Genomic DNA, 8,573 nt, shown 5'->3' with positions numbered 1-8,573 from the left:
CGGCAACTGACAAATAGCGCGATCAGAACGCCGCCATTTAGCGCGAGCGTTTACACAGGATAAGATCCATACCGTTTCCGGAACCACTTTCTTGTTTCCTCTTCGAAATTGGACTGTGCTGATGAGTTTGAGCGATGGTGGCTTCGCTCATACACTACGCGCTACCAGGCCCCTGCCCGTTTCTTAGGCTTAACGTTGTAGCTCAAGACCCCGGGGGCTCAGCCTCCCTTCTCCGGTTCTTGCCGCTGCGCAAATCCCTCGATCTACCTGCCGCCGTCGTGTGGTCGCACGGCATCATCCAAAGACCTATTTAGGCCGTCATGACTAGCCAATCTTCGCCATAAGGCGCCCCGCCGCCCCCTGCTCTGCCGCGAGATTGCGATTATAAGCGAGCGGCATCCGCGGCGACTTCCACCGCAGCGCGTCCATGATGCCGGCCAAATCCTCCCCGCTGGCGAACAGGTCCTGATTGAGCCCGATCCGCGTCGAGTGCGCACTGATCCCCTTCAGCAACCGCGCCAGATCGTCCGCCGTCAAATCGGGCAGCGCGCCGCGATCGAACGCACGCTGAATGATTGCCCGCCAGATCGGGCCGATCGATCCCGGATGGAGCGCCGCGGCGCCGATGTCATACTCGACCCGCGCCTTCACAGCGGGCTTGGACAGCGTCTTGCGCAGATCCCAAGTCTCACGGCCCGAGATGCTGTCGATCGAACGACCCTTCACAGCCGCCCGCGCTTTGTAGCGCCGTACCTGCACCCGCCGGAACAACGGGCCCGCGTCGATCCCAGCGGCCTCTCTCCACGCCGCGACAGCCCGCACAGAGCGGGGCGACAAATAGGCTGTGGCTCCCTCGCCCTCCTGATCGCCTTTGCTTCGCGCGATGGCGAGGAGGCGCGCTTCGGGATCAAGCGCCTCGAGAATGTCATTGATGCTGATTGCGACGAGCTCCGATGCACGGAGCCCCGTGTCATAGGCCACCGACAACAGGGCTCGGTCCCGCAGGCCTGGCAGATCGCCCGCGCACGCCTCCAGCAAAGCTCGCACATTCAGTCCGCGAGGACTGTCGCGCTCCACGTCTCGCACTGGCCCCTTGAAGCGCAAGGGACGCGCCTGAGCCTGCGCGGTGCCCTTCTCGCGCCGGATCGCGCGTAGCCGCAGCTTCACGAGATCAGCCTGGGTGGGATCCTTGAGATCAAGCAGCTGATGGATCTTGGCGATCGACGCCTTGTAGCGGCCAAGCGAGGCGGGCTTGGCCCCCTGCCCTGCCCGCGCGTCGAGATAGTCGGCGACGATCTCGGGCGTGGCCGGCAACGCAACCCGCTTCATGCGCCGACACCAAAGGTCGAACGCCTCGAGATCGGATTTCAGCGCGCGGATCGAATGCGGCGAGCTGGCGGCCTGGTAAGCGGCGATCAGTTCTGCGTTGATGACGATGCGGGTCTCGGTGCGCATTTGGGTCGCCGTCCAGGCAAGCTCAGGCATGGCCGCCGGCGTTAGGGTGGCCGTCACCGCAGCAGCGGTGTCGAAATCGCCGATTTCAGGGCTTTCCTGCTTGTCTGGTGCGCTGGCCTCCATACCCACCGCTGTAGCCCACCTTATAAAGAACGGTCAAATCCGCTTATGTGATAACTGCAATTATCGAATGTCCACTTTCGGGAGGTCACGGATGTAGAAACGAACTGCTGACTTTGGTTTCCCGCCATGGCATTGTCGCCATCCTATGACGCGGACAGACAACCTGCGCGCCGACGACAGCCTGCTCCTGCTCGGGCGCCTCGATGGCCGATTGCACGGTAGTCCATGCGCCGACATCTTTCTCGCGCGCTCGCGCCTGGAAGGCGCCACCGTCCTGGCCGGCCTCGCCGGCGTGCCGATCGCGGTGCGCGACCTGCAGGACTGGATCGCCGGCCGCACACCCCCTCCCCGCGCTTCCGAAGGCCTCAACGATCCGATCTCGGTTGCCGCCGTCTTCCACCTTGCGCTCAGCCGCGACGAGGATCTCAAGGATTCGCTCGGCCGCGCCACGCTCAACGTGCTCCGTACGGTACTCGATGACCGCACCGAGGCGAAGGTTTATGCGGCCGAAGACTTGGCGCACTTCGGGCCGATGTGGCGACAGCTGCGAACCGTGGCGGACGCCCCCTTCCCTTCCGGTGACCTCCTCTCTGTCGCCAACCGCATTTTCCAGCTGTTCGCGCTGACCGAACCAGCGGCACCAGGCAGCTGGGATGTCGTCAGCGTCGATGGTCGCGCTCTCGAGCTGCCTCCCCGTGGACGCGATCGAAACTGGCTGATCGCCGCCGCCGTACCGCGGATGCTGTGCCGCGCTGGCTTCACGACCCGCGTGATCCCCTCGTTCATCCTGATGTCCAAGTTTCTGCCCCCCTCCCCCGCCGATCTGGCAGAGACCTTGGCCCAGGCGATCGGTCGGACGGCGCATGCTGGCTTGCGCGACCTCGACGCGATCGAGCGTGCGGCGTCGCGCATCCAGACCGATCTGGCCGTCACGAAGCGGAGCAAGGCCCCTCTCCTTGCCCGCCTGCAGCTTGCCTATCCGGGCCTTCAGCCGGCCGCTGTCGCGCGCCTGTTGAAGGTCACCCCGCAAGGCGCGCGCAAGCTACTCGCCTCACTTGCTCATCCCTCTTGAACCACAGACACCGTGCAATCCAAGCCACAGAACCCTCCGTCCCGGCATCACTTCATCCCGCAGTTCCTCCTCGACCAGTGGAAGGATGGCGACACCCTGCTGCGCTATCGGCGCAATCGGATCGGGGAGATCGAGAGCAGTCCTGCATCACCCAAGAGCGTCTGCTTCGAGCGGGACCTGTACAAGACGATCGGGTTCCCGCCCGAGCATGCCCAGCAGATGGAAACCCTGTTCATGCAGGTGATCGATGACGCTGCGGCCAAGGTTCACGCGCTGCTCCTCGACGGCAAGGTCAACTCGCTCAGCGACGCGCAATGCTCGGATTGGGGCCGGTTCGTCATGTCGCTGTGGTTCCGGACACCGCTGGATATGCGCGGCATGAAGGACGCCGTCGGCGCTCTCGCAAGCGCAGAGGCCGCGAAGTCCGTGCTGCGCGGCGAAGATGGGGCGCTGCCGCCCGAGGCCGTGAGCGCGCTTCAGATGGAAGTCCTGCGCTTGGTCATCGACGACGCGGATCGCGGACGAGCGTTCATCAACATGGACTGGCGCATAATCAAGACGAACAATCGCCGGGAATTGTTCGTCTCCGATTGGCCGCTCGACGTGCCGGTCAGCTTCGCCTGGCTTGGTAGTGCCTCATCCTATGTCACTCTTCCGATCGGACCGGAGACCCTCTTCGTTGCTGCCGGGTCCACTACGCTGGCAAATCGGATCGTGAGCCTACCCGAGCGAGAACTGATCACGCGGCAGAACCGGTCGACCGTGGGACATGCCCAGGCGTTCGTAGGCGCGAGGACGCGTCAAGCCGGCGACTTCATCCGCGCGAACTTCGGCCTGCGAAGCCGCCACTCCGTGACGCAGAGCATCGCCGACAAATATAAGCGGGACGCCATATAAGGCGGCGACCTCGCCAGACGCCGCGCTCCATCACCCTACGACAGCAGCCCCTCGATCGCCTTCAAAAGCTCGGCGGGCGACGCCTCAGCCTTCGGCGGCACCTTGATCGTCAGCCCCCCTCCCCGCGCTTTCGTGTAGCGCAGGATGACCTTGCCCCCCTTGCCGGTGATCTCCTTCTCGGCGGCAGCCTTCACGGCTGGCGCGACAGTCGCCTTCACGAGCCGCTTCGCGACTTCCGGCCCGCTCAGCTTCAAGCCTTTCTGGCTGCGCTCTTCCTCGATGCGTTCAGCCTCTTCGCGCATCTTCGCCAGCGCCTTCGGATCTCCGGTAAGCGGCTTGATGTCACGCGCGACGCGTACCGTGATGTCGTGCGTATCGGAGAACGCCGCGACAACTGGTTCGGGCAAGCGCGCAACGTCGAGAAGCCGGCTCAGCCACGACTTGGAAAGGTTTAAATGCTCGGCCATCTGCGACTGCGAGCCCTCGTAGAACTCCGCGAGCGCCACCGTATATTCCTTGGCCCGCTCCCAATCCGAGATGTCCTTACGCGAGCGGTTCTCGACATCTGAAACCCGGAACGCCTCCTCGTCCGTGACACTCTGGATCGTCACCAGATACTCGAACTCCGGGTGGTGATGCGCTCGCAGCCATTTCACCGTCCACCAACGGCGGACGCCGGCGATGATCTCGAAGTCGAAGTTCGGGTCATCTTTCAGACGCCGAACGATAGCGGGGATCCGTTGCTTCTTGGCGGAGAGGAAGGAGTCGATGAGATCGCGGCAGCTATCTTCGTTCAAATGATCCAGATCGCGATTGTGCATCCGCCATGGGCGGCACCGCTCCGGATCGACCCACTCCGTCCGGTCGGCGACCGTTTTCCCCGTCGCGATGCGCGCGAGCGTCTGGCTGCGACTTGCCATGATGCCGTCCGCAGGGGTCGCCTTATCGAGGTTCTCCTCGTCGTCGAGCCCCTCTGTGAACATCGAGCCGAAGCCCTTGTTGCCCTTGCTCATCGGCCCGTTTCTCCTTCTCTCTTGCCCTCGCCGACGGGTGCCAACAGGCCAGAGTTGCCACGTGGCAACTGCGCCGCCCCCAGGCGCTTGCACTGACGTTCCTGCCGTGTGCGATCTGACATGGTATTCCTACCTAACATATTGCTTCTATTGGGTTCTTCCACTTTGTTGTCACGTGGCAACTCGGTGATCCGGCTTCGTCTCACTCCCCGATTGCCCGTGCTCGCCGACGTGAGAAATATCGGAGTTGCCACGTGGCAACTCTCCCTAAATTCGGCCCCCTGCCCTGCTCGCCCAGGTGCGCAGAACGTCCTGCTCAATATCCTGGCAAACGTCGCTGAGATGCTTCATGCAGCGGTTGTAGACCTCGTGCGACGTGACGGGCTTGTCGAGTTCGAAAACGGTTTTCATCCTGGAGCTGGCATTGTCGATTTCGGCGCTGGTGACCATCACCGACTGCGTCATTGAGCCACCGAAGACCTGCCGCATCATCGACAGTATCTCCCGGTGCATCGACTTGCTCTCGTCCACGCGGCTGCCGACCAGCCGGATGAAGTTGTAGGCCGGCCTTCCCCGCCCCGCGAGTTGCTCGAGCTGCTTCATCGTCGTTCGCGTCATGTCGATGAAAGATACCGTCGAGGCGAAGTCGACAAGGCTCGGCGGCACCGGAATGACCATGCAGTTAGCGGCCTGGAGCACAGCCATCGACACCATGCCCAATGCCGGCGGCGGGTCCATGATCACGACGTCATAGTCATCGACCACCTCATCAATGGCCTGCGCGATCAGGTCGATGATCTCCATGTTCTGATTTCGCGCCATGTGCCCGGCGATCTCATACTCGAGATTATAAAGTCGCAGGTTCGACGGGATCAGGTGGAGGTTGTGAAAGTGCGTCTTGCGGATAATCTTGCGAACGCCAAGCAGCTCCGGATTGTGAAAATGCCCGTAAAGCGTGTCTTCCTCGTCGAGGTCCACGTCGGGGCGATAGCCGAACATCATGGTTGAAGACGCCTGGCTGTCGCAGTCGATGAACAGGACCCGGTAGCCCTTGATGGCAAAATGCTGGGCGAGATGCAGCGCGATCGTCGACTTGCCGACGCCCCCCTTGAAGTTGCAGACCGAGATGATCGCCGGGGTATCGGTTGGCTCGCGCCAGGGACGCGTTCCAAACACCTCGCGCATATGATCAAGCTCTTCGAGCGTATACTGCAGCCTATGCCCGGAGCCCGTCCGCCCTCGAGCGGGGAGGCGGCCGTCGCGCTCCGCTTCCCGGACAGCAGATGCCGTCCGCCCGACCAGTGCAGCAGCTTTCGAAATCGGGAAGGTCGGACCCTTCTTCTGACCGGTTTCGGGATCAACCGCGCTGTCACGAATGCGCTTGAGGATCGTCAACGACTTTCTGTGGAGCACGTCCAGACCACCTTCGATGAGGTCGTCCGGCTGTGCTAGGGAGGGGTCGGTAGCCATCTCAGTCCGCTTCTGTGGGTTTGATGCGCCATGATAGCCACGTTGGCGGTTTCGAGCAAGAAAATGGCCACCAGACTTACAAGTTGACCGATGATCTCCGAGCCCCTTGCGCATGTGCGCGCTTTCTGGCCAATCGGCGGCGGCTGCGACCGATGATCTCCGTGCCTTTGCGTGTTGCTGCAAAGTCTGGCGCTGGGATTGTGGCGACAAACGGATACCTGTGGATAACCACCGATGATCTCGGTACTTTGCGATGATCTCGGTGCGTATCAGCGATGATCTCGGTGCGAGTCGACCGATGATCTCAGAGCCCATACCTATTACTAGAATCACCCTATAAAAAACCGATTCGCGAATCGTTTTGATTTTTCGATTTTGGGTGAAGGAGGGCAGGGGGAGGGCGCAGAACGGCACCGACATCATCGGTGTTTCTGCAACTCTCGCGGCCTTTTCCCCTCCCAAACTGCCAACGGGGTTGATTTCACGCCTCAAACCTGTTGAGACATGCCCATCACAGCCCCCGGTAGATTCGGGGGGAAGGGCAGACCATGAATGGGGATCAGCATAGGCCGCTGGGGCATCAGTACGCACTAGCCATGCTCAACGGCGGCGAGGAGAGCGTCCGCAAGCTCGCCACCACCGCCGGCACCCAGCTCACCTTGGACGCATTCCTGCGCGTCCAGGACGAAGAACCGGTTCCTGCCTTCCTCCACTCCGCGCTTTGTGCGATGTCGCTGCCAACCAAGCGGCCCAAGGACGACACTCAGCCCATCGTCCGTGAGGACGGCAAATATGCGCTGGCCATCAATCCCAGGCCAGTGCTTCAGAATGTCGACGGCAAGTCCGTCATGCGAAGCCTTGGTGTGCCTTATGGCGCCTATCCACGCGTTGCCCTGATCTACCTCCTCTCTCAGGCGGTCATGAAGCAATCGCGGGACGTTTATCTTGGCCGCAATTTCACCGAGTGGATGCGCCGCCTTGGCTACCAGACCGTGTCTTATGGACCACGCGGGACGGCCAACCTGATGCGAGAGCAGGTGGATCGGCTGCTGGCGTGCGAGTGGCAGATCCGCTGGGACGGCACCGACACGGAAGACAACGCCTTCGCTGTCCGGGACGTCAAGATTTCCAACGAATATGCCGGTTCGCTCGACAAGAACGGCTCATTCGCGCGCGAAATCCGTATGTCCGAGGCGTTCTACTCGCACCTCATCGACCATGCCGTGCCACTCAATGAGATCGCCATCCGCGAGCTCAAGGGTACGCCAACGGCGCTCGATCTCTACACTTACCTTGCCTACCGGCTCCCGCGGATTGGATCCGACAAGGGCCAGGTTATCTCATGGGACCAGCTCGCCAAGCACCTTGGCAACGAGGCCGACAGCAAGCGCTTCCGACAGACCGTCCGCGAAACCATGCAGATCGTGTCGGCGGTCTATCCCAACGCAAATGTCGATCTCTCCGGGCGGAAGGTCATTCTTCATCCGTCACCGGCACCGCTGGAGCGCAAGCTCGTGGGGCCGCACCTTCGACTCGTCGGGGGCGAGGCTCCGAAAACGGCACCGAGATCATCGGTCAAACCGGCCCATGCAGCGAAGTCCGCGCCCGCGAAGGACGATGCGCCGACTCTTCCGTTCCCCGCCGGGTCTCTCTCATACGGCACGCGTGAGGCCGTCTTCCGCCAGATCGCGCTGACCAAGGGCCATCCGTGGTCAGTGGATGACATGGCGGCTGCATTCCGCAAGGGATGCCCCGATTTTAGCCGGCCGCGCACCGATTCAGAGTGGCTGCGGATCTGGGAGAAGTTCGTCGTCGCCTATGCTGAACGCCGCGCGAATCGAAGCGACGACTAACCGATGATCTCCGAGCCGTTCGCGTTGAGGCGAGCGCAGGCTGAATCTGTCTCCAAGTCTCAGACCGACCGAAAAGAGGAAAGGAGGGGCCGAGCGTGTAAGCAGGAGGTAGAATTATGCCGCTTACAGCCAGACGGCCATCGCAGGAGATAGTCGACATTGTCGGGGCCCTGGGCGGCACGTGGAGCGGCAATGTCGCGATGTGCCGCTGTCCCGCACACAGCGATCGCGATCCAAGCTTGTCGATTCGGCAAGGGGATCGCTGCATTCTCGTCACCTGTTTCGCAGGATGCTCGCGCGAAGACGTCCTGCGTGAACTGCGCCTTGTTCGCCCGGGTCGCCATTATCCGCCACCCGCCTTGGCGGACTCGCCGCGGCCGATGAACGTCGAAAGAATCTGGAATGAGGCGGTCGACGTTCCGGGCACCCTTGCCGAGCGCTACCTCCAGTGCCGGAACCTCCTCCCACCACCACGCGATCTTCGCTTCCATCCGCGTTGCCCTTACCTGCCCAAGCCGAAGACGATCTTCGAACCCGCTCTCCTGGTAGCGGTGCGCGAGGGAAACCGTCTGGTCGCAATTCAACGCATATTCCTGAACCCCGACACCGCCCATTACACGCGCAAGGTCATGCTTGGCGCCCCGGGGCACGGCGCTTGGCGGGGCGCCAAGCATGACCTTGCGCGTGTAA

At 62.2% G+C, this 8,573-nt stretch carries 7 protein-coding genes; 4 read left to right on the top strand and 3 right to left on the bottom strand.

Going from position 1 to position 8,573, the window contains the following annotated elements:
- Positions 1 to 324: 324 nt before the first annotated feature.
- Entirely contained in the window at positions 325 to 1,578 is a 1,254-nt protein-coding gene (locus tag AX709_RS06205; protein WP_066547942.1) for a tyrosine-type recombinase/integrase, read from the bottom strand.
- Between the two features lie 292 nt (positions 1,579 to 1,870).
- On the opposite strand from AX709_RS06205, the gene AX709_RS06200 reads away from it, so the two are divergent.
- Both AX709_RS06200 and AX709_RS06195 read left to right on the top strand, forming a co-directional pair.
- Entirely contained in the window at positions 1,871 to 2,650 is a 780-nt protein-coding gene (locus AX709_RS06200; protein WP_231726644.1) for a hypothetical protein, read from the top strand.
- A 12-nt stretch (positions 2,651 to 2,662) separates the two neighbouring features.
- Positions 2,663 to 3,547 carry a DUF4238 domain-containing protein gene (locus AX709_RS06195; RefSeq protein ID WP_066521739.1) on the top strand — a complete coding sequence of 295 codons (885 nt, stop codon included), beginning with the start codon at positions 2,663 to 2,665 and terminating at the stop codon, positions 3,545 to 3,547.
- A gap of 35 nt (positions 3,548 to 3,582) precedes the next feature.
- Here the strand turns inward: AX709_RS06195 and AX709_RS06190 are convergent, their stop codons facing one another.
- Both AX709_RS06190 and AX709_RS06185 read right to left on the bottom strand, forming a co-directional pair.
- Positions 3,583 to 4,560: a ParB/RepB/Spo0J family partition protein gene (locus AX709_RS06190; protein WP_007406427.1), complete on the bottom strand. Its 978-nt coding sequence runs from the start codon at positions 4,558 to 4,560 to the stop codon at positions 3,583 to 3,585.
- A gap of 267 nt (positions 4,561 to 4,827) precedes the next feature.
- A complete protein-coding gene (locus AX709_RS06185) occupies positions 4,828 to 6,030 on the bottom strand; it encodes an AAA family ATPase (RefSeq protein ID WP_037456192.1) in 1,203 nt (400 codons plus the stop codon).
- 548 nt (positions 6,031 to 6,578) lie between these two features.
- On the opposite strand from AX709_RS06185, the gene AX709_RS06180 reads away from it, so the two are divergent.
- Positions 6,579 to 7,883 (top strand): replication protein RepA, encoded by a 1,305-nt coding sequence (locus AX709_RS06180; protein ID WP_037456189.1) that lies wholly within the window; start codon positions 6,579 to 6,581, stop codon positions 7,881 to 7,883.
- A 116-nt stretch (positions 7,884 to 7,999) separates the two neighbouring features.
- On the top strand, positions 8,000 to 8,573 hold a 574-nt coding region (locus AX709_RS19110; RefSeq protein WP_443026330.1), incomplete at its 3' end, for a DUF7146 domain-containing protein.

This window comes from Sphingomonas sp. CCH15-F11, from assembly GCF_001557005.1.
In the GTDB taxonomy this organism is placed as follows: domain Bacteria; phylum Pseudomonadota; class Alphaproteobacteria; order Sphingomonadales; family Sphingomonadaceae; genus Sphingomonas.
Note: the sequence above shows the minus strand (reverse complement) of the source record. Positions and strands in the feature narration are given on the sequence as shown.

What these genes read in the sequence shown, in the direction of transcription:
- AX709_RS06205 (WP_066547942.1), bottom strand. Translation starts at nt 1,578, where the DNA reads ATGGAGGCCAGCGCACCAGACAAGCAGGAAAGCCCTGAAATCGGCGAT.
- AX709_RS06190 (WP_007406427.1), bottom strand. Translation starts at nt 4,560, where the DNA reads ATGAGCAAGGGCAACAAGGGCTTCGGCTCGATGTTCACAGAGGGGCTC.
- AX709_RS06185 (WP_037456192.1), bottom strand. Translation starts at nt 6,030, where the DNA reads ATGGCTACCGACCCCTCCCTAGCACAGCCGGACGACCTCATCGAAGGT.
- AX709_RS06180 (WP_037456189.1), top strand. Translation starts at nt 6,579, where the DNA reads ATGAATGGGGATCAGCATAGGCCGCTGGGGCATCAGTACGCACTAGCC.